Here is an 18,982-nt window from a genome sequence, read left to right as displayed (position 1 = left end):
ATCAACAGGCCGCTCAAAGCCGCTAGGACGACGTGAAGTGGCTTGACGCACGTCGGGACGCGGCCGGAATAAAGAAATCGTCCGCACGGCGCAGTTAGCTGGGTAGAAACGCGCCCAGAGAATCGGTGCGGGCGGGTCATCACGGTAGACTGGCGGGATGCGGCTGATGCGGTGACTGGAACCGCCCGCATGAAACCCCAAGGAGAGCATTCCGACCGTGGCTGCCCAGAAGAAGAAGGCGCAAGACGAATACGGCGCGTCAGCGATCACCGTGCTCGAAGGGCTCGAGGCCGTCCGCAAACGCCCCGGCATGTACATCGGGTCCACCGGTGAGCGCGGTCTGCACCACCTCATCTGGGAGGTGGTCGACAACTCGGTGGACGAGGCGATGGCCGGTTACGCCACCAAGGTCGATGTGCGGCTCCTCGATGACGGCAGCGTGGAGGTCACCGACGACGGGCGGGGCATCCCGGTGGCCATGCACGCCACCGGCGCGCCCACCGTCGACGTGGTGATGACCCAGCTGCACGCCGGCGGCAAGTTCGGCGGCGAGAACAGCGGCTACACCGTCAGCGGTGGGCTGCACGGCGTCGGTGTGTCGGTGGTCAACGCGCTGTCCACCCGTCTGGAAGTCAACATCAAACGCGACGGGCACGAGTGGTTCCAGTACTACGACCGTGCCGTGCCCGGCACCCTCAAGCAGGGCGAGGCCACCAAGAAGACCGGCACCACCATCCGGTTCTGGGCCGATCCCGAGATCTTCGAAACTCTCGAATACGACTTCGAGACCGTCGCGCGCCGGCTCCAGGAGATGGCCTTCCTGAACAAGGGCCTCACCATCAACCTCACCGACGAACGCGTCGAGCAGGACGAGGTCGTCGATGAGGTGGTCAGCGACACCGCCGAGGCACCCAAGTCCGCCGAGGAAAAGGCCGCGGAATCGACTGCGCCGCATAAGGTCAAGCACCGCACGTTCCATTACCCCGGCGGGTTGGTCGACTTCGTCAAGCACATCAACCGCACGAAGAGCCCGATCCAGCAGAGCGTCATCGACTTCGACGGCAAGGGCACCGGCCATGAGGTCGAAATCGCGATGCAGTGGAACGGCGGCTACTCGGAGTCGGTGCACACCTTCGCCAACACCATCAACACGCACGAGGGCGGCACCCACGAAGAGGGCTTCCGCAGCGCGCTGACATCGGTGGTGAACAAGTACGCCAAAGACAAGAAGCTGCTGAAGGACAAGGACCCCAACCTCACCGGCGATGACATCCGGGAAGGGCTGGCGGCGGTCATCTCGGTCAAGGTCAGCGAGCCGCAGTTCGAGGGCCAGACCAAGACCAAGCTGGGCAACACCGAGGTCAAGTCGTTCGTGCAGAAAGTGTGCAACGAACAGCTGACGCACTGGTTCGAGGCCAACCCCTCGGAGGCGAAAACCGTTGTGAACAAGGCGGTGTCGTCGGCGCAGGCGCGGATCGCGGCGCGCAAGGCGCGCGAACTGGTGCGCCGCAAGAGCGCCACGGACCTCGGCGGCCTGCCCGGCAAGCTCGCCGACTGCCGCTCCACCGACCCGCGTAAGTCGGAACTGTATGTGGTGGAAGGTGATTCGGCCGGCGGCTCGGCGAAGAGCGGTCGCGACTCGATGTTCCAGGCGATCCTGCCGTTGCGCGGCAAGATCATCAATGTCGAGAAGGCCCGCATCGACCGGGTGCTGAAGAACACCGAAGTCCAGGCGATCATCACCGCGCTGGGAACCGGCATCCACGACGAGTTCGACATCACCAAGCTGCGCTACCACAAGATCGTCCTGATGGCCGACGCTGACGTGGACGGCCAGCACATCTCGACCCTGCTGCTGACGCTGCTGTTCCGGTTCATGCGGCCGCTGATCGAGCACGGGCATGTCTTCCTGGCCCAACCGCCGCTGTACAAGCTGAAGTGGCAGCGCAGCGACCCGGAGTTCGCATACTCCGACCGCGAACGCGACGGCCTGCTCGAGGCGGGGCTCAAGGCCGGCAAGAAGATCAACAAAGAGGACGGCATCCAGCGGTACAAGGGTCTGGGTGAGATGGACGCGAAGGAATTGTGGGAGACCACGATGGACCCGTCGGTGCGTGTACTGCGTCAAGTCACGCTGGACGACGCCGCGGCGGCCGACGAACTGTTCTCCATCCTGATGGGCGAAGACGTCGATGCCCGCCGCAGCTTCATCACCCGCAACGCCAAAGACGTTCGCTTCCTGGATGTCTGACGCAGTCAGGCACGCCAACCCGAAAAAGGGGAATAGATGACTGACACCACGCTGCCCCCCGGCGACGAGGCCGGCGACCGCATCGAACCGGTTGACATTCAGCAGGAGATGCAGCGCAGCTACATCGACTACGCGATGAGCGTGATCGTCGGGCGCGCACTGCCCGAGGTGCGCGACGGCCTCAAGCCGGTGCACCGCCGCGTGCTCTACGCGATGTACGACTCGGGCTTCCGCCCGGATCGCAGCCACGCAAAGTCGGCGCGGTCGGTCGCCGAAACGATGGGTAACTACCACCCCCACGGTGACGCGTCGATCTACGACACCTTGGTGCGCATGGCGCAGCCGTGGTCGCTGCGCTACCCCCTGGTCGACGGCCAGGGCAACTTCGGCTCTCCGGGCAACGATCCACCAGCGGCGATGCGCTACTGCCTGACGGGTGATGCGTTGGTGCGCTTGCCGTTTGGGCAATCCGTACGGATCGGCGATGTCGTTCCGGCCGCCCGGCCCAACTCGGACAACGCTGTCGAACTCAAGGTATTAGACCGCCACGGCAACCCTGTTGCGGTGGATCGCCTGTTTCATTCGGGCGAGCACCAGACCTACACCGTGCGCACCGCCGAGGGCTATCAAGTCACCGGCACGTCGAACCACCCGTTGCTGTGCCTGGTCGACGTCGGTGGAGTACCGACGCTGCTGTGGAAACTGATCGAAGAAATGCGGCCCGACGACCATGTCGTGTTGCAGCGCACCCCTTCGATGGAGTTCGGGCCCGCCGACTGGCACGACGTGATGGAAGCGCTCCTGCTGGGCGCCTTCATCAGCGAGGGATTCGTATCCGAAACACGCGCGGGGTTCAACAACTGCGATCGCGACTATTTCAACATGGTGGTCGCCTCATACGACGCCGTCGTGGGTGGTCCGCGCTATGCCTACTCCCGCACGATCGCCTCGGGATCGACATTGCACGAACTGGACGTGCAGAACTTGACGGCGATCCAGAAGACGCGACTCGCGGTTCTATGCGGACAACGGCCTGCCGACAAGCATGTGCCGCAATGGCTTTGGCAATCACCGGCCGCCGTGAAGCGGGCGTTCCTCCAAGCCCTCTTTGAGGGCGACGGCTCTTGCTCCGCTTTGCCGCGCAATACCATTCAGATCTCTTACTCCGCACGCAGCGAGCAGCTGGCGGTGGACGTCCAGCAGATGTTGCTGGAGTTCGGGGTCGTTTCAAAGCGGTACCGATTTGCGGTCGGCGAGTACAAGGTCGTTGTAACCGACCGTGCCCAAGCCGAACTGTTCGCTACCCGGATCGGTTTCGGTGGTGCCAAGCAAGCCAAGCTGACGCGAATTCTTGCCGCGATGCCCGCGTGCGCCGGCAGGGATGCCGACCACGTTCCGGGGCTGGCCGCATTCATCCGCAAGCATGCGGGCGGCAGGTGGATCGACCGCGACTGGCTGAACCGCCACAACATCGACCGCATCCAACGCTGGCGCGATCGCGGCGCTGAAATCCTTGCGCACATTGCAGATCCGGATGTACGTGCGATCGCGACCGACCTCACCGACGGCCGGTTCTATTACGCGCGGGTCGCGTCGGTGACGGAGGCGGGGGTACAGCCGGTATACAGCCTGCGCGTTGATACCGACGACCACGCATTCCTCTCCAACGGCTTCGTCAGTCACAACACCGAAGCGCGCCTTACGCCGTTGGCCATGGAGATGCTGCGCGAAATCGACGAGGAGACAGTCGATTTCATCCCCAACTACGACGGCCGGGTGCAAGAGCCTACGGTGCTGCCCAGCCGGTTCCCCAACCTGCTCGCCAACGGCTCGGGCGGCATCGCGGTCGGCATGGCGACCAACATCCCGCCGCACAATCTGCGGGAGCTCGCCGAGGCCGTGTTCTGGTGCCTGGAAAACCACGAGGCCGACGAGGAGGCCACCCTGGCGGCGTGCATGGAGCGCGTCAAGGGGCCCGACTTCCCCACCGCCGGCTTGATCGTCGGCAGCCAGGGCATCTCCGACGCCTACAAGACCGGCCGCGGGTCCATCCGGATGCGTGGCGTCGTGGAGGTCGAAGAGGCAAGGGGCCGAACCTCTTTGGTGATCACCGAGTTGCCGTACCAGGTGAACCACGACAACTTCATCACCTCGATCGCCGAGCAGGTTCGCGACGGCCGGCTGGCCGGCATCTCCAATGTGGAGGACCAGGGCAGCGACCGCGTCGGCGTGCGCATCGTCGTCGAGATCAAGCGCGACGCCGTGGCCAAGGTGGTGCTGAACAACCTCTACAAGCACACCCAGCTGCAGACCAGCTTCGGCGCGAACATGTTGGCCATCGTCGACGGGGTGCCGCGCACGCTGCGGCTGGACCAGATGATCCGCCACTACGTGGCGCACCAACTCGACGTGATCGTGCGGCGCACCACCTATCGGTTGCGCAAGGCCAACGAACGCGCCCACATCCTGCGCGGCCTGGTCAAGGCCCTCGACGCGCTGGACGAGGTGATCGCCCTGATTCGCGCGTCGGAGACGGTCGACATCGCAAGGGCCGGCCTGATCGAACTGCTCGACATCGACGAGATCCAGGCCCAGGCGATCCTGGACATGCAGTTGCGTCGCCTGGCGGCCCTGGAGCGCCAGCGCATCATCGACGACCTCGCCAAGATCGAGGCCGAGATCGCCGACCTGGAAGACATCTTGGCCAAGCCCGAGCGGCAGCGCGGCATCGTGCGCGACGAGCTCGCCGAGATCGTCGAGAAGCACGGCGACGACCGCCGCACGCGAATCGTCGCGGCCGACGGCGAGGTCAGCGACGAGGACCTGATCGCCCGCGAGGACGTCGTCGTCACCATCACCGAGACCGGCTACGCCAAACGCACCAAGACCGACCTGTACCGCAGCCAGAAACGCGGCGGCAAGGGCGTGCAGGGCGCCGGCCTCAAGCAGGACGACATCGTCAAGCACTTCTTCGTCAGCTCGACCCACGACTGGATCCTGTTCTTCACCACCCAGGGCCGGGTCTATCGCGCGAAGGCCTACGAACTGCCCGAGGCGTCCCGGACCGCGCGCGGCCAGCACGTCGCCAACCTGCTGGCCTTCCAGCCCGAGGAGCGCATCGCCCAGGTCATCCAGATCCGCAGCTACGAGGACGCCCCGTACCTGGTGCTGGCCACCCGCAACGGCCTGGTCAAGAAGACCAAGCTGACCGACTTCGACTCCAACCGCTCCGGCGGGATCGTGGCGATCAACCTGCGCGACAACGACGAGCTCGTCGGCGCGGTGCTGTGCTCGTCGGATGAGGACCTGCTGCTGGTGTCGGCCAACGGCCAGTCCATCCGGTTCTCGGCGACCGACGAGGCGCTGCGCCCGATGGGGCGCGCCACCTCCGGCGTGCAGGGCATGCGGTTCAACGCCGACGATTACCTGTTGTCGCTCAACGTGGTTCGCGAAGGCACGTACCTGTTGGTGGCGACCTCCGGCGGTTACGCCAAGCGGACCGCGATCGAGGAGTATCCGGTGCAGGGCCGCGGCGGCAAGGGTGTGCTGACGGTGATGTACGACCGGCGGCGCGGCAGGTTGGTGGGCGCGTTGATCGTCGACGACGACAGCGAGCTCTACGCCATCACCTCCGGCGGCGGAGTGATCCGCACCGATGCGAGACAGGTCCGCAAGGCGGGACGGCAGACCAAGGGCGTTCGCCTGATGAACCTGGGCGAGGACAACACCCTGCTGGCCATCGCGCGCAACGCGGAGGAGAACGCGGACGAGGTCGTCGAGGAAGCGGAGGGCGCCGCGGACGCGGACGGCTAGCCGGTGTCAATCCGGGCGGCCCCTCGAACGGCCGGGCAATTAGACTCGGCCCGACCAGACAATGTAAGGAGTCGGGGTGAGCTCACCGAACGAGCCGGGTGTCCCCAATCAGGGCGACGGCCCTAACGGGGATGGTTCGGCCGAGCGCGCCGGTATACACCGCGCGGCGCCGCCCGCACAGGGCGGCCGTGCCCCGGACGCCGGGGATTCGCCGCCGCGACCGCGCGGCGGACCCCGTCCCCCGCAGCGCCCGGCCGAGCCGGGCCAACCGACCGGAGTCGAGGCCCGGCTGAACCGCTTCATATCCGGCACCGCCGCACCCGGCGCGCCGCAGGCCAAGACCGCGCCGCACGAGGCCGACGCCCCGCACCCCCGTGGCGACGGCCCGCCCGCGGAGGCGTACGCCAGCGAATTGCCGGACCTGTCTGGGCCGATTCCGCGGGCGTCGCAGCGCAAGACCCCGCCCGAGCGCTCGCCGGAGGCGTCGAGCCTGCTGGGGGGCGGCCGGTCGTCGGGCGCGGAGAATCGGGAGGCCCGCGAGGGCCGGGAAAGCCGCACCCAGGTATCCCGGCGCCCGCGCGGCCCGGTGCGGGCCAGCATGCAGATCCGCCGCATCGACCCGTGGAGCACGCTGAAGGTGTCGCTGCTGCTCTCGGTCGCGTTGTTCTTCGTGTGGATGATCGCCGTGGCGTTCCTGTATTTGGTGCTCGGCGGAATGGGCGTGTGGTCCAAGCTCAACAGCAACGTGGGCGACCTGCTCAATAACACCAGCGGCAGCAGCGGCGAGCTCGTTTCCAGCGGCACCATCTTCGGCGGCGCCGTGCTGATCGGCTTGGTCAACATCGTGCTGTTGACCGCGATGGCCACCATCGCCGCGTTCGTCTACAACCTGACCACCGATCTGATCGGCGGCATCGAAGTGACGCTGGCGGACCGCGACTAGCGTTTTTGGGGGTGGGGCGGCGATTGCGGTAATCTCGTCGCTCGGCCGTACTGCGCGTACGGGCCTATAGCTCAGGCGGTTAGAGCGCTTCGCTGATAACGAAGAGGTCGGAGGTTCGAGTCCTCCTAGGCCCACAACCATGTGCCCGTCCAGACGTTGCGTAAGACTCGCCCTGCCAATCACACTGATCGCTGTGGTGGCGGCGGCGGTGGCGCGGTCCCGGCGCGGGGTTGAGGTCTGGCACGTGGCGGTGGACGACCCGTCCGGTCAGCCACCCAGTCACGGCGAGGGGCCTTAGCTCAGTTGGTAGAGCACCGCCTTTGCAAGGCGGGTGTCAGGGGTTCGATTCCCCTAGGCTCCACAAATCACGGGCGCGGCTGAACGTCGACGCTTGGCGGCCGCGACTGCGGATCCTGAGGCTTCGCCCGCACCGACCGCCGCACGATGCTGAACGCCACGGCGCCGCCGGCAAGCACCACCACCGCTGCCCCCGCGAACACCCACGGGCGCCGGGTTCGGCGCTGCGCCCGCCGCGCGTCCTGCAGCGCCTGAGGCAAGTTGGACACCACCTCCTGCGCGGCCGCGAGCTCCTGGGCGAGCGTCTCCTGGGCCGCGGCGAGCTCTTTGGCCAGGCGCCCCTCTTGATACTTGCGGCGAATCTGCGACGCGCCCGACTGCGCCGACTGGACACCCAGGCCGACGACCCCCCGGGTCACGTCCACCGGTCCCAGTGTCGAGTAGGTCAGGCCGCGGGCAAGTCGCTCCCGCGGGGTCAGCCGAGATTCCGCCTTCGCGCTCATCTGCCGCCTTTCTGTGCGTCCTGAACAGACTGCCAGCATAGGGACGCCGGCGGAACCGTTATGCGCGCGGCGCGTTTTCGGCGCCCGCGCGGGTTGGGTGGCACCGGCTGCGGGCGGACCCACGCGTAGTGGCAGACTCTCATGCCGTGACCAACAGCCCCTTTCAGACCGCTACCGCCACACTCCACACCAACCGCGGCGACATCAAAGTCGCCCTGTTCGGCAACCACGCCCCCAAGACCGTCGCCAACTTCGTCGGCCTGGCGCAGGGCACCAAGGAGTACTCGACCCAGAACGCATCGGGCGGGTCCTCCGGCCCGTTCTACGACGGCGCGGTCTTTCACCGGGTGATCCAGGGCTTCATGATCCAGGGCGGCGACCCGACCGGAACCGGTCGCGGCGGCCCGGGCTACAAGTTCGCCGACGAGTTCCACCCCGAACTGCAATTCGACAAGCCATACCTGCTGGCGATGGCGAACGCCGGCCCGGGCACCAACGGTTCCCAGTTCTTCATCACGGTGGGCAAGACTCCTCACCTGAACCGGCGGCACACCATCTTCGGTGAAGTCACGGACCCCGAGTCGCAGCAAGTTGTCGACGCGATCGCGACGACGTCGACCGACAGCAACGACCGCCCCACCGAGCCGGTCGTCATCGAGTCGATCACGATCTCGTAGGCCCGGCCGGCCCCGTCATCCCGGCGGACGCGCGCCCGCGTAACCGGCGTCCGTCAGCGCGTCGAGCACCTCCAGCGGGTCGGTCCCGAGGTCCCAACGGGAGAAGAGCACCAAACCGCCGTCGGCCGTCTCGACCTCGAGCAGCCGGACTTTGCGTCCGTAGCGGCGGAACTCGGTGATCCGGATGATCTTGATGTCGGATGGCTGCAATACCTGCGTCCGGAACCATCCCCGGAGCAGCAAGCCGTCGGCCGCAATTGCCAGCTTCGGACGCGCGCGCCACGTGCCGCCCGCAAACAAGATCAGACCCACCGCGGCAATCCCCGTCAAAACGCGCCCCGGCGGGTCTGTGACTGCGGTCACACTGGCGATAGCCATCAAAACGCCCGCGACCCCACAACCAGCGATTCCCGTCGTGCGGGGCTCCCATTGTGTTTGCTGCATCCGCCGCTCAGGCCCTCCCACCATGGCCGATGGAGTTATCCACAGACGCTATCAACAGTGGGGATAAATCACACGCGTGTGATTGGGGGGCTGGAATGTTGCTGGCGCAGTAACGAAGCATCCCAAAAATGAATTCATTCCGCCCCGGGCCGCGCTCAGTGCCAGCGCATCGTCAGCAACAAACCGGTGATCATGAAAGCGAAGGCGATCGCGTAGTTCCACGGGCCCAGTTGCGCCATCCAATTCAGGGCGGTCGGCGCCTGGCTGCCGACGGCCGCGAGTTGAAACACCATCAACCAGACCAGCCCGATCAACATCAGCCCGACGAACAAGGCGACGAACCACACGCTGGACGGCCCGACCTTCACCTTCACCGGCGTGCGGCTCACGGAGCTGACGGTGAAGTCGTTCTTCTTACGGACCTTGGACTTCGGCATGATGACCTCGACAAGACGGTGAGCGGGACGGGGTGCGACGATAAAGACCGAAGCTGCACACGCAGCTTGGCTACGAGACTAACTCACCTGGCCCGGCGACCTGGAAATTGGAGAGCCGATGAGCGACGGACGCCGGTCACCATGGCGCTTCGGCGTACCGGTGGTCTGTCTGCTCGCCGGGTTGCTCCTCGCCGCCACGCACGGGGTGTCCGGCGGCGCCGAAATCCGGCGCAGCGATGCCCCGCGGCTGGTCGATCTGGTCCGTGAGGCCCAGGCGTCGGTGAATCATCTCAACGCTCAGCGCGACGCCCTGGCCGGCAAGATCGACGCCGCGCACGGACGGTCCTCGGATCGCGCGTTGGCGGCGATGCTGCGGCGCTCCGCCGAGCTGGCCGCCGAGGCGGGCATGAACCCCGTGCACGGCCCGGGCCTGACGGTCACCCTGGAGGACGCCCCCCGCGACGCCAACGGCCGCTTCCCCCGCGACGCCTCCCCCGACGACCTGGTGGTGCACCAGCAAGACATCGAGGCCGTGCTCAACGCCCTGTGGAGCGCGGGTGCCGAGGCGATCCAGATGCAGGACCAGCGCATCATCGCCACCTCGGTGCCGCGCTGCGTCGGCAATACCCTGCTGCTCAACGGGCGCACCTACAGCCCGCCGTACACGATCACCGCGGTCGGCAACGCGGCCGCCATGCAGGCCGCCCTGGCCGCCGCTCCCCTGGTCGTCTTGTACCGCCAGTACGTGGTCCGATTCGGGCTCGGCTACCGCGAAGAGGTCAAGTCCGAGGTCCAGATCGTCGGTCACACCGAGCCGGACCGGCTGCACTTCGCGCAGCCCATGGGAACCATCGGCTACTGATTTCCGGCGGGCGGTAACCTGGCACGGTGCGGATCCTGGTCGTCGACAACTACGACAGCTTCGTGTTCAACCTGGTGCAGTACCTGGGCCAGCTGGGCGTCGAGGCCGAGGTGTGGCGCAACGACGACGCCCGACTCTCCGACCAGGCGGCCGTCGCCAAGCGGTTCGACGGCGTGCTGCTCAGCCCCGGGCCGGGCACCCCGGAACGAGCTGGCGCGTCGATCGGTTTGGTGGGCGCGTGTGCCGCCGAGCGCACCCCGCTGCTCGGGGTTTGCCTGGGGCACCAGGCCATCGGCGTCGCCTTCGGCGCCACGGTCGACCGCGCCCCCGAGCTGCTACACGGCAAGACCAGCAGCGTCTTCCACACCAACACCGGTGTGCTGCAAGGCCTTCCAGACCCCTTCACGGCGACCCGATATCACTCGCTGACCATCCTGCCGGAGTCACTGCCCCCGGTGCTCGAAGTGACGGCCCGCACCCGCGGCGGCGTCATCATGGGCGTGCGGCACACCGAGTTGCCGATTCACGGAGTGCAGTTCCACCCGGAGTCCATCCTGACCGAGGGCGGGCATCGGATGCTGGCGAACTGGCTGACCTACTGCGGCTGGACCCGCGACGACACGCTGGTCCGCCGGCTCGAGAACGAGGTGCGCGCGGCGGTGCAGCCCTACGTCCCGGCCGAACCGGAAGCTACTGGCCGAACTTCAGCGTGATGACCCCGTCGCGGTTGCAGCCGGTGCCGGCGGGCGGGTTCTGATAGACCACTTTGTGGGACTGGGAGCCACCCGCGTCCACGTCGGGGCCCTTGTCGAGCACCCCGGTCCAGCCCAGCGCCCGTAGCCGCGGCTCGGCGTCCGTCCAGAACATGCCGCTCAGGTCGGGCATCACGAACTGGTTGCCCTTGGACACCTGCAACTCGATCACCGAGTCCACCGGAACCGTTTGGCCCTTGGGCGGATTGGTGCCGATCACCTCACCGGCCGGCCGGGTGCTGTCCACCTGCGCCTGGGTGATCTTGGTGAACCCGTACACGGTCAAGTTCTTCTGCGCGACGTCGACGGTCTGACCCCCGACGTCGGGCACCTGCTTGGTCTCCGGGCCCGAGCCGACGATGACCGCGATGACGTTCGTGATCGCGGAGGTCTGGTTGGCCGGCGGGTTGGTGCCGATCACCTTGCCCAGCAGCTCCGGGCTGGACGGCGAGTTCGTCTGTTTGAACTTGCTGAACCCGGCCGCCTTGAGCTTGCTCACCGCGTCGGAGTAGCTCAGTGACGAGACGTCGGGCACCTCGCGCTGTTCGGGACCGGTCGAGACGTTGATCGTGATCTCGTCGCCCGCGCTAACTGAGGCGTTGGCGCCGGGGTCGGTGTTGATGACGTGATCGGGCGGGATCGTGGAATCGGGCTTCTGCAGGGTGCGCGTCTTGAAGCCCCGATTCTGCAGCGTCGCAATGGCATCCGCGGACACCTGGCCCCGCATGTCGGGCACCTGGACGTCGCGGGTGGTGCCGCCGAAGGTGTTGAAGGCGATGACCACGACGATCGTCAGCACCGCCAGCGCGGCGACGGCCACGATCCAGCGGCCGACCGACCCGCCCTCGCGGTCGTCGATGTGGCGCAGGGGTTGGCGGGGCAGCGGATCGGTGCGCGGCCCGGGCTGGTTTCCCGGGGCGGCGAGCATCCCGCTCCGGTCGGCGTCGGTGAGCACTTTGGGCGCCTCGGGCGGTTCGCCGTTGTGCACCCGCACCAGATCGGCGCGCATTTCGGCCGCGGTCTGGTAGCGATTGTCCGGGTTTTTGGCCAGCGCCTTGAGCACGACGGCGTCGAGGTCGGCGGAGATGCCTTCATGGCGCTGGGACGGCGGAATGGGGTCCTCGCGCACATGCTGGTAGGCGACGGCGACGGGCGAGTCTCCGGTGAAAGGCGGTTCGCCCGTGAGGATTTCGTAGAGCACGCAACCGAGCGAGTAGACGTCCGACCGGGCGTCGACGGTGTCGCCGCGGGCCTGCTCGGGAGACAAGTACTGGGCCGTGCCGATCACGGCCGCGGTCTGGGTGACGCTGTTGCCGCTGTCGGCGATCGCGCGCGCGATGCCGAAGTCCATCACTTTGACCGCATTGGTGCTGCTGATCATGATGTTCGCCGGCTTGACATCGCGGTGGATGATGCCGTTCTGATGACTGAAGTTCAGGGCCTGACACGCGTCGGCGATGATCTCGATGGCCCGCCGCGGCGGCAGCGGCCCGTCGGTGTGCACGATGTCGCGCAGCGTGACGCCGTCGACGTACTCCATGACGATGTACGGCAGTGGTCCCGTCGGTGTCTCAGCCTCACCGGTGTCGTACACCGCGACGATGGAGGGGTGATTGAGCGCGGCGGCGTTCTGCGCCTCGCGGCGGAACCGCAGATAGAAGCTGGGGTCGCGGGCCAGGTCGGCGCGCAGCACCTTCACCGCGACGTCGCGGTGCAAGCGGACGTCGCGGGCCAGGTGAACCTCGGACATGCCCCCGAAGCCGAGGATTTCGCCCAGTTCATAGCGGTCAGAAAGGTGTTGAGGGGTGGTCATCGTGGTATCTCGTGTCGGGCCGGTGACGCGCCGGACGTCGGTGGTTCGCCCCACCCGCGCCCGGCCGGCCCTCGCTGCAGTCCAGAATTACCTATCGTCGGTCGATCCGTCCAATTAAGCCGCAGCCCGGGTGCGTAACCGGTTGGGGTGTTGCTCGCCGGCGGCGCCGGCGGGCTTCCGGTGTCGGTGACCGTCGGGGGCGGCGGCTGCTGCGGGTTATCCCCGCGGGAATTTATGACGATGAGCACCGCGATGATGATCGCCAGGGCCCCCAGCACTCCGGCGGCCCACAACAACGCGCGCTGACCCGACGAGAAGGTGCGCCGGGCCGGGGGTGGGCGATGTCCCCCGGTGGCGGGCCGGGATCGGCGCGGCGCCGCGGCCCGGGTGCCGGAGACGGCGGCCGCCCTGGTCGTCGGGCTGGACGGAATGGCCGCCGGTGAGGCCCGCCCGGGGGGCGGCGACTGGCTGGGCCGCGGCGGGCGCCGGCCGGCCCGCACCGCCGCAACGGCGTCGGCGAAGGGCCCGCCGCTGCGGTACCGCATCGCGGGGTTCTTGACGAGCGTGATCTCGATGAGCTCGCGGACGTTGGGCGGCAGCTCCGCGGGCAGCGGCGGCGGCGGCTCCTTGATGTGCTTCATCGCCACCGTCAGGGCCCCGTCACCGGCGAACGGCCGCTTGCCCGAGACCACCTCGTAGCCGACGACGCCCAGCGAGTAGACGTCGCTGGCGGGGGTGGCGTCGTGTCCCAGGGCCTGTTCGGGGGCGATGTACTGGGCGGTGCCCATCACCATGCCGGTCTGGGTTACCGGCGCGGCGTCGACGGCCTTGGCGATGCCGAAGTCGGTGATCTTCACCTGGCCGGTCGGCGTGATCAGAATGTTTCCCGGCTTGACGTCGCGGTGTACCAAACCGGCGGCGTGGGCGATTTGCAGGGCCCGGCCGGTCTGTTCGAGCATGTCGAGCGCGTGCCGCAGCGACAGCCGACCCGTGCGCTTGAGCACCGAGTTCAGCGGCTCACCGTTGACCAGTTCCATCACCAGGTAGGCGGTGCGGCCCTCCCCGTCCAGCTGGCTTTCGCCGTAGTCGTGGACCTGGGCGATGCCGGGATGGTTGAGCATCGCGGTGGTGCGCGCCTCGGCGCGGAACCGCTCGATGAACTCCGGGTCCTGGGAGAACTCCTGTTTGAGCACCTTGACCGCGACGCGGCGGCCCAGCCGGCTGTCCACCGCCTCCCACACCTGGCCCATGCCGCCGGTGGCGATCAGGCGCTGCAGGCGGTATCTGCCAGACAGCGTCACACCAACTCGCGGGCTCATGGTCCTCCCTGTAGCGCGGCTTGGATCACAGCCCGTCCGATGGGCGCGGCGAGTGCACCTCCCGTCGCGGACAGGCGGTCGCCGCCATTCTCCACCAACACTGCCACGGCGACTCTCGGCGTCTGCGCGGGCGCGAAGGCGATGTACCACGCGTGCGGCGGCGTGTTGCGCGGATCGGAGCCATGCTCTGCCGTACCAGTCTTGGATGCGATCTGCACGCCGGGAATGGCCCCTTTCTGCTGTGCGACCTTCTCGGCGCCGACCATCAGCTCTGTCAGCTTAGCGGCGACCTGGGGTGACACCGCGCGGCGCTGCTGATAGGGAGCGGTGGTGCTGATGTTGGCCAGGTCGGGTCCCTTGAGGCTGTCGATCAGGTAGGGCTGCATCGTGACGCCGCCGTTGGCGATGGTCGCGGCGATCTGGGCGTTCTCCAACGGCGTCAGGGCCACGTCCTTCTGCCCGATGCTGGTCATGCCAAGCGCGGCTGCGTCCGGGATGATCCCGACGGTGGATTCGGCGACCTGCAGCGGGATGACGCTCGGGGTGGTGTCCAGGCCGAAGGACTGCGCCGTGCTGCGCAGCGCATCCGAGCCGGTGTGCATGCCGAGCTGGACGAACGCGGTGTTGCACGACAGGGCGAACGCCTGCTTGAGCGTCACCGTGGGCTCGCTGCCGCACGGCTGGCCGCCGTAGTTCTCCAGCGTTGCGGTGCTGTCGGGCAACGGAATTGAGGCCGCCGCGGTCAGCTGCTCGGCGTCGGTCGCACCGGCCTGCAGCGCCGCGGCGGTGGTGATCACCTTGAACGTGGAACCGGGCGGGTAGGTCTCGGAGATGGCGCGGTTGGTCAGCGGATTGTCGGGGTCGTCACGTAACCGCTGCCATGCCTGCGCCTGCACTTCGGGGTCGTGCGACGCCAGCAGGTTGGGGTCATAGGACGGCGACGACACCATCGCCAGGATCTTGCCGGTGGACGGCTCGAGGGCCACGATCGCGCCCTTACACGGTGTGCCGCCACAGCCCTGCTGCATGGCGTCCCACCCGGCCTGCTGCACCCGCGGCCGGATGGTGGTGTCGACGTTGCCGCCGCGCGGGTCGCGGCCGGTGAAGAAGTCGGCCAGACGGCGGCCGAACAACCGCTCGTCGGATCCGTTCAGCAGCGGGTCCTCGGCGCGCTCCAGACCGGTGCTGGAATAGCGCAGCGAGTAGAAACCGGTGACCGGCGCGTACACCGCCGGGTTCGGGTAGACCCGCAGGAAGCGGAAGCGGCTGTCGGTGGCCACGGAGTAGGCCAGCAACTGGCCGCCGGCGATGATCTGGCCGCGCTGGCGCGAATACTCGTCGAGCAGCACGCGCTGATTTCGCGGGTCGGCGCGCAGCGAGTCCGCGGCGAACACCTGCGTCATCGTGGCGTTGAGCAGCAGCAGCACGATCAGCGCCATGACGGTGACCGAGATGCGGCGCAGAGAGGTGTTCATACCTTCTCGATTACCTCGGTCTTGGCCGCCGCGATCGGCGAATTGGTGCGCTCGCGCCCGCGTAAGGGATGCCGGGCGCTGTTGGAGATGCGGGCGAGGATGGCCAGCAGAATGTAGTTCGCCAGCAGCGACGATCCGCCGTAGGACATCCACGGCGTGGTGAGCCCGGTCAGCGGAATCAGCTGCGTGACACCGCCGACCACGATGAACAGCTGGATGGCCAGCGTGGAGGCCAGCCCCGCGGCCAGCAACTTGCCGAAGCTGTCCCGGGTCGCGATCGCGGTGCGCATGCCGCGGACGATGACGATGGTGTAGAGCATCAGAATGCTGGCGAGGCCGACGAGCCCCAGCTCCTCACCGAACGCCGCGATGATGAAGTCGGTTGACGCGGCCGGCACGGTATCGGGTTGGCCGTTGCCCAGTCCGGTGCCGAAGATGCCGCCGGTGGCGAAACTGAACAGCGATTGCACGATCTGATAACCGCTGCCGTCGGGGTCGGAAAACGGGTCCCACCACATCTGCACCCGTACCCGGACGTGAGCGAAGACGAAATACGCGATGACGCTGCCCACCGCAAACAACACCAGGCCGATCATCACCCAGCTGAACCGTTGCGTCGCAAGGTAAACCACCACCAAGAACGACGCGTACAGCAGCAGCGAGGTGCCGAGGTCCTTTTCGAAGGCCATCACCCCGACCGAGATCACCCAGGCGGCCAGCAGGGGTGCGAGGTCGCGCGGGCGCGGCAGGGTCAGCCCCATGAAGTGCTTGCCGACGCTGTTGAACAGTCCGCGCTTGGCGATCAGCACGGCGGAGAAGAAGATCAGCAGCAGGATCTTGGAGAACTCGGCGGGCTGAAACGAGAAGCCGGACACGCGAATCCAGATTTTCGCGCCGTTCTGTTCGGACATCGACGCCGGCAGCAAGGCGGGAATGATCAACAGCACCAAGCCCGCGATGCCGCAGATGTAGCCGTACCGCGCCAGCTGCCGGTGGTCTTTGAGAAACGTGACGACGAGGGCGAACGTGACGACGCCGACCAGGGTCCACATCATCTGCTGGGTGGCGCTGGAGTGATGGCGGCCGCTGAGCTGGCTGCTGACCAGGTCGAGTCGATGGATCATCACCAGGCCGAGTCCGTTGAGCAGCGCCACGATTGGTAGCAGCAGCGGGTCGGTGTAGGGGGCGAACCGCCTGATGGCCATGTGCGCCGACCCGAACACGAGCAAGAAAACCAGGCCGTAACTAATTGCATTCCAACGAAATTCGCGGTCCTGGTTGGCCTCGACGATCAGCAACGCGGCCACGGTGATCGCTGCGGCGAAGCACAGCAGCAGCAGCTCGGCGTTGCGGCGGGTGGGCAGCGGGGGCGTGACCGCGACGGGCGGCTGCAGTTGGGTCGTCATGCCACCGTCCGGCAGTCAACGCCCGGTTGAGGTGGAGGCGCTGGAAGCGCAGTGACCGTCTGCGAAGTGGTGGTGGGGCCCGCCGGCGACGAGGTCGCGGGGCCGCCCGTGGCGCTGGTCGGGGCTGGGGCGCTGGGCCCGGAGGGAGCGGTGGTTTGTGGCGTGGTGGCTGCTGACGACGTCGCGACACTCGGTTCGGGAGTGGGGTTCCCGGGTGTCGGGGAACCCGGCGGCGACGTGGCACGCGGTGGCGGACAGGTGGGCAGCAGGTATTCGGTCAGCAATTGCCGCAGCTGTGACTCGGCCTGGTCGAGGCTGCCTCCCGGCAGCCCGGTTTCGACCTGCACCTGCCCGGGACGGCGCAGATCCCGCAGCGTCATCGCTTGACAGTTCGAGTGGCCGGATTGGCCGTAACTGATCAGGGACAGTTCGTTGCGGGCGCTCAGGCAGCCCACCAGATAGGGCTGCTGCAGGGGTATGCCCAACAAGGACCCCTGGATTCCGCGGACGATCGACACCTTGCCGTCGAATTCGGCGACGTAATAGTTGCGCTGGATGACCCACCACCCGATGGCCAATCCGGAGAGGACGAACAACACCGCCAGCGTCACGACGAAAAACATCCGCCGCCGTGGCCACCGTGGACGAGTGGGTGTTTCCGGTTGCGGCGCAACACGTTTGGCCGTCTCGTCGCGGGGCCGGATCGCCGATGCACGGCCCGCCGAGGTGTTGGGCAACGTCATTTGATCGTCGTCGCCCGACACCGCGCCGGCGAGGATCGGCTGGGTCTGGCCGTAGTCGTAGTCGACGACATCGGCGACCACCACGGTCACGTTGTCAGGTCCGCCGCCGCGCAGCGCCAATTCGATGAGGCGGTAGGCGGCTTCGGCCACGTCGGGGATCTGCAGTGCCTCGAGGATGGTTTCGTCGCTGACCGGGTCGCTGAGACCGTCGGAGCAGAGCAGGTAGCGGTCGCCGGCCCGCGCCTCGCGCATGGTCAACGTGGGCTCGACCTCGTGGCCGGTCAGCGCGCGCATGATCAGCGACCGCTGCGGGTGGCTGTGTGCCTCTTCGCGGGTGATGCGGCCCTCGTCGACCAGGGTCTGGACGAAGGTGTCGTCCTTGGTGATCTGCGTCAGCTCGCCGTCGCGCAGCAGGTAACCGCGTGAATCGCCGATGTGCACCAAGCCAATTCGGTCGCCCGCGAACAGGATTGCGGTGAGCGTGGTGCCCATGCCCTCGAGTTCGGGCTCCGCCTCCACCTGCGCCGCGATGGCCGCATTGCCGGAGCGCACCGCCGCGTCGAGCTTGGCCAGCAGGTCGCCGCCGGGTTCGTCGTCGTCGAGGTGGGCCAGTGCGGCGATCACCAACTGGGAGGCCACTTCACCGGCGGCGTGACCACCCATGCCGTCGGCCAGGGCGAGCAGTCGCGCACCGGCGTACACGGAGTCTTCGTTATTGGCGCGTACCAAGCCGCGATCGCTGCGCGCGGCATACCGCAGGACCAGCGTCACGGGCGCAACTCGATCGCCGTTTTGCCGATCCGAATCGGCGTCCCTATCGGAACTCGTACCGCAGTCGTCACCTTTGCCCTGTCAAGGTAAGTGCCGTTGGTCGATCCTAGATCCTCGACGTACCATTCCGAACCGCGCTGAGACAGCCTGGCGTGCCGCGTCGAGGCGTAATCGTCGGTGAGCACGAGCGTCGAATCGTCAGCCCGGCCGATCAGCACCGGCTGCCCGCTGAGCGTGATGCGGGCCCCGGCCAATGCCCCCTCGGTCACCACGAGGTAGCGCGCGGCATGCCGGCGTTGCCGTGAAGGCAGCAGCGTGCTGCGCAACGCCAGGCCGCGACGCACCATGACGGCGCCGGTGGGCGCATAGATATCGGTCCGCAAGATCCGCAACACGGACCAGATGAATACCCACAACAACATTAAAAAACCGGCACGCGTCAGCTGCAGTACGAGTCCCTGCATCTGGCGTCCTTT

Annotated in this window: 15 protein-coding genes and 2 tRNA genes; 8 read left to right on the top strand and 9 right to left on the bottom strand. The window is 67.2% G+C overall.

Annotated elements, in window-relative coordinates; translation table 11 throughout:
- The first annotated feature begins 217 nt into the window (after positions 1 to 217).
- From gyrB to A5680_RS04900, 5 genes are all read left to right on the top strand, one after another.
- Positions 218 to 2,251: a DNA topoisomerase (ATP-hydrolyzing) subunit B gene (gene gyrB, locus A5680_RS04920; protein ID WP_055401399.1), complete on the top strand. Its 2,034-nt coding sequence runs from the start codon at positions 218 to 220 to the stop codon at positions 2,249 to 2,251.
- Positions 2,252 to 2,287: 36 nt separating this feature from the next.
- Positions 2,288 to 6,064: an intein-containing DNA gyrase subunit A gene (gene gyrA, locus A5680_RS04915; RefSeq protein ID WP_067816755.1), complete on the top strand. Its 3,777-nt coding sequence runs from the start codon at positions 2,288 to 2,290 to the stop codon at positions 6,062 to 6,064.
- A 76-nt stretch (positions 6,065 to 6,140) separates the two neighbouring features.
- Positions 6,141 to 7,007 (top strand): DUF3566 domain-containing protein, encoded by an 867-nt coding sequence (locus A5680_RS04910; RefSeq protein WP_067816753.1) that lies wholly within the window; start codon positions 6,141 to 6,143, stop codon positions 7,005 to 7,007.
- A 60-nt stretch (positions 7,008 to 7,067) separates the two neighbouring features.
- Positions 7,068 to 7,141: transfer RNA gene (locus tag A5680_RS04905), tRNA-Ile, on the top strand.
- A gap of 154 nt (positions 7,142 to 7,295) precedes the next feature.
- Positions 7,296 to 7,368, top strand: a tRNA-Ala gene (locus A5680_RS04900).
- A 4-nt stretch (positions 7,369 to 7,372) separates the two neighbouring features.
- On the opposite strand, the gene cwsA is transcribed toward A5680_RS04900, so the two are convergent.
- On the bottom strand, positions 7,373 to 7,807 hold the full coding sequence (cwsA, locus tag A5680_RS04895) for a cell wall synthesis protein CwsA (protein ID WP_055404549.1): 435 nt from the start codon (positions 7,805 to 7,807) through the stop codon (positions 7,373 to 7,375).
- Between the two features lie 128 nt (positions 7,808 to 7,935).
- On the opposite strand from cwsA, the gene A5680_RS04890 reads away from it, so the two are divergent.
- Entirely contained in the window at positions 7,936 to 8,484 is a 549-nt protein-coding gene (locus A5680_RS04890; RefSeq protein WP_055404550.1) for a peptidylprolyl isomerase, read from the top strand.
- 15 nt (positions 8,485 to 8,499) lie between these two features.
- On the opposite strand, the gene A5680_RS04885 is transcribed toward A5680_RS04890, so the two are convergent.
- Both A5680_RS04885 and crgA read right to left on the bottom strand, forming a co-directional pair.
- Entirely contained in the window at positions 8,500 to 8,928 is a 429-nt protein-coding gene (locus tag A5680_RS04885) for a PH domain-containing protein (protein WP_067816750.1), read from the bottom strand.
- Positions 8,929 to 9,083: 155 nt separating this feature from the next.
- The gene (gene crgA, locus A5680_RS04880) at positions 9,084 to 9,365 is read right to left on the bottom strand and encodes a cell division protein CrgA (protein WP_055404552.1); all 282 of its coding nucleotides are present in this window, start codon (positions 9,363 to 9,365) and stop codon (positions 9,084 to 9,086) included.
- A 118-nt stretch (positions 9,366 to 9,483) separates the two neighbouring features.
- Between crgA and A5680_RS04875 the strand changes: the two genes are divergently transcribed.
- Complete coding sequence (locus A5680_RS04875) at positions 9,484 to 10,227, top strand: DUF881 domain-containing protein (RefSeq protein WP_067816747.1); 744 nt, start codon at positions 9,484 to 9,486, stop codon at positions 10,225 to 10,227.
- Positions 10,228 to 10,253: 26 nt separating this feature from the next.
- A complete protein-coding gene (locus A5680_RS04870) occupies positions 10,254 to 10,940 on the top strand; it encodes an aminodeoxychorismate/anthranilate synthase component II (RefSeq protein ID WP_067816745.1) in 687 nt (228 codons plus the stop codon).
- On the opposite strand, the gene pknB is transcribed toward A5680_RS04870, so the two are convergent.
- Genes pknB through A5680_RS04840 form a run of 6 tightly spaced genes read right to left on the bottom strand, consistent with a single transcriptional unit; the run spans position 10,918 to position 18,970 of the window.
- Positions 10,918 to 12,792: a Stk1 family PASTA domain-containing Ser/Thr kinase gene (gene pknB / locus A5680_RS04865; RefSeq protein ID WP_055404555.1), complete on the bottom strand. Its 1,875-nt coding sequence runs from the start codon at positions 12,790 to 12,792 to the stop codon at positions 10,918 to 10,920. The two genes, A5680_RS04870 and pknB, sit on opposite strands and share 23 nt — an antisense overlap.
- On the bottom strand, positions 12,789 to 14,111 hold the full coding sequence (locus A5680_RS04860; RefSeq protein ID WP_055404556.1) for a serine/threonine-protein kinase: 1,323 nt from the start codon (positions 14,109 to 14,111) through the stop codon (positions 12,789 to 12,791). The genes pknB and A5680_RS04860 overlap by 4 nt, the downstream gene beginning before the upstream one ends.
- A complete protein-coding gene (pbpA, locus tag A5680_RS04855) occupies positions 14,108 to 15,586 on the bottom strand; it encodes a D,D-transpeptidase PbpA (protein WP_055404557.1) in 1,479 nt (492 codons plus the stop codon). Before pbpA ends, A5680_RS04860 begins: the two co-directional genes overlap by 4 nt.
- Positions 15,583 to 16,992 (bottom strand): FtsW/RodA/SpoVE family cell cycle protein, encoded by a 1,410-nt coding sequence (locus A5680_RS04850; protein ID WP_055404558.1) that lies wholly within the window; start codon positions 16,990 to 16,992, stop codon positions 15,583 to 15,585. Before A5680_RS04850 ends, pbpA begins: the two co-directional genes overlap by 4 nt.
- Positions 16,989 to 18,506: a protein phosphatase 2C domain-containing protein gene (locus A5680_RS04845; RefSeq protein ID WP_067816742.1), complete on the bottom strand. Its 1,518-nt coding sequence runs from the start codon at positions 18,504 to 18,506 to the stop codon at positions 16,989 to 16,991. The genes A5680_RS04850 and A5680_RS04845 overlap by 4 nt, the downstream gene beginning before the upstream one ends.
- The gene (locus A5680_RS04840) at positions 18,503 to 18,970 is read right to left on the bottom strand and encodes an FHA domain-containing protein (RefSeq protein ID WP_046183038.1); all 468 of its coding nucleotides are present in this window, start codon (positions 18,968 to 18,970) and stop codon (positions 18,503 to 18,505) included. The genes A5680_RS04845 and A5680_RS04840 overlap by 4 nt, the downstream gene beginning before the upstream one ends.
- Between the last annotated feature and the right edge of the window lie 12 nt (positions 18,971 to 18,982).

This window comes from Mycobacterium sp. E2989, assembly GCF_001667595.1.
In the GTDB taxonomy this organism is placed as follows: Bacteria; Actinomycetota; Actinomycetes; order Mycobacteriales; family Mycobacteriaceae; genus Mycobacterium.
Note: the sequence above shows the minus strand (reverse complement) of the source record. Positions and strands in the feature narration are given on the sequence as shown.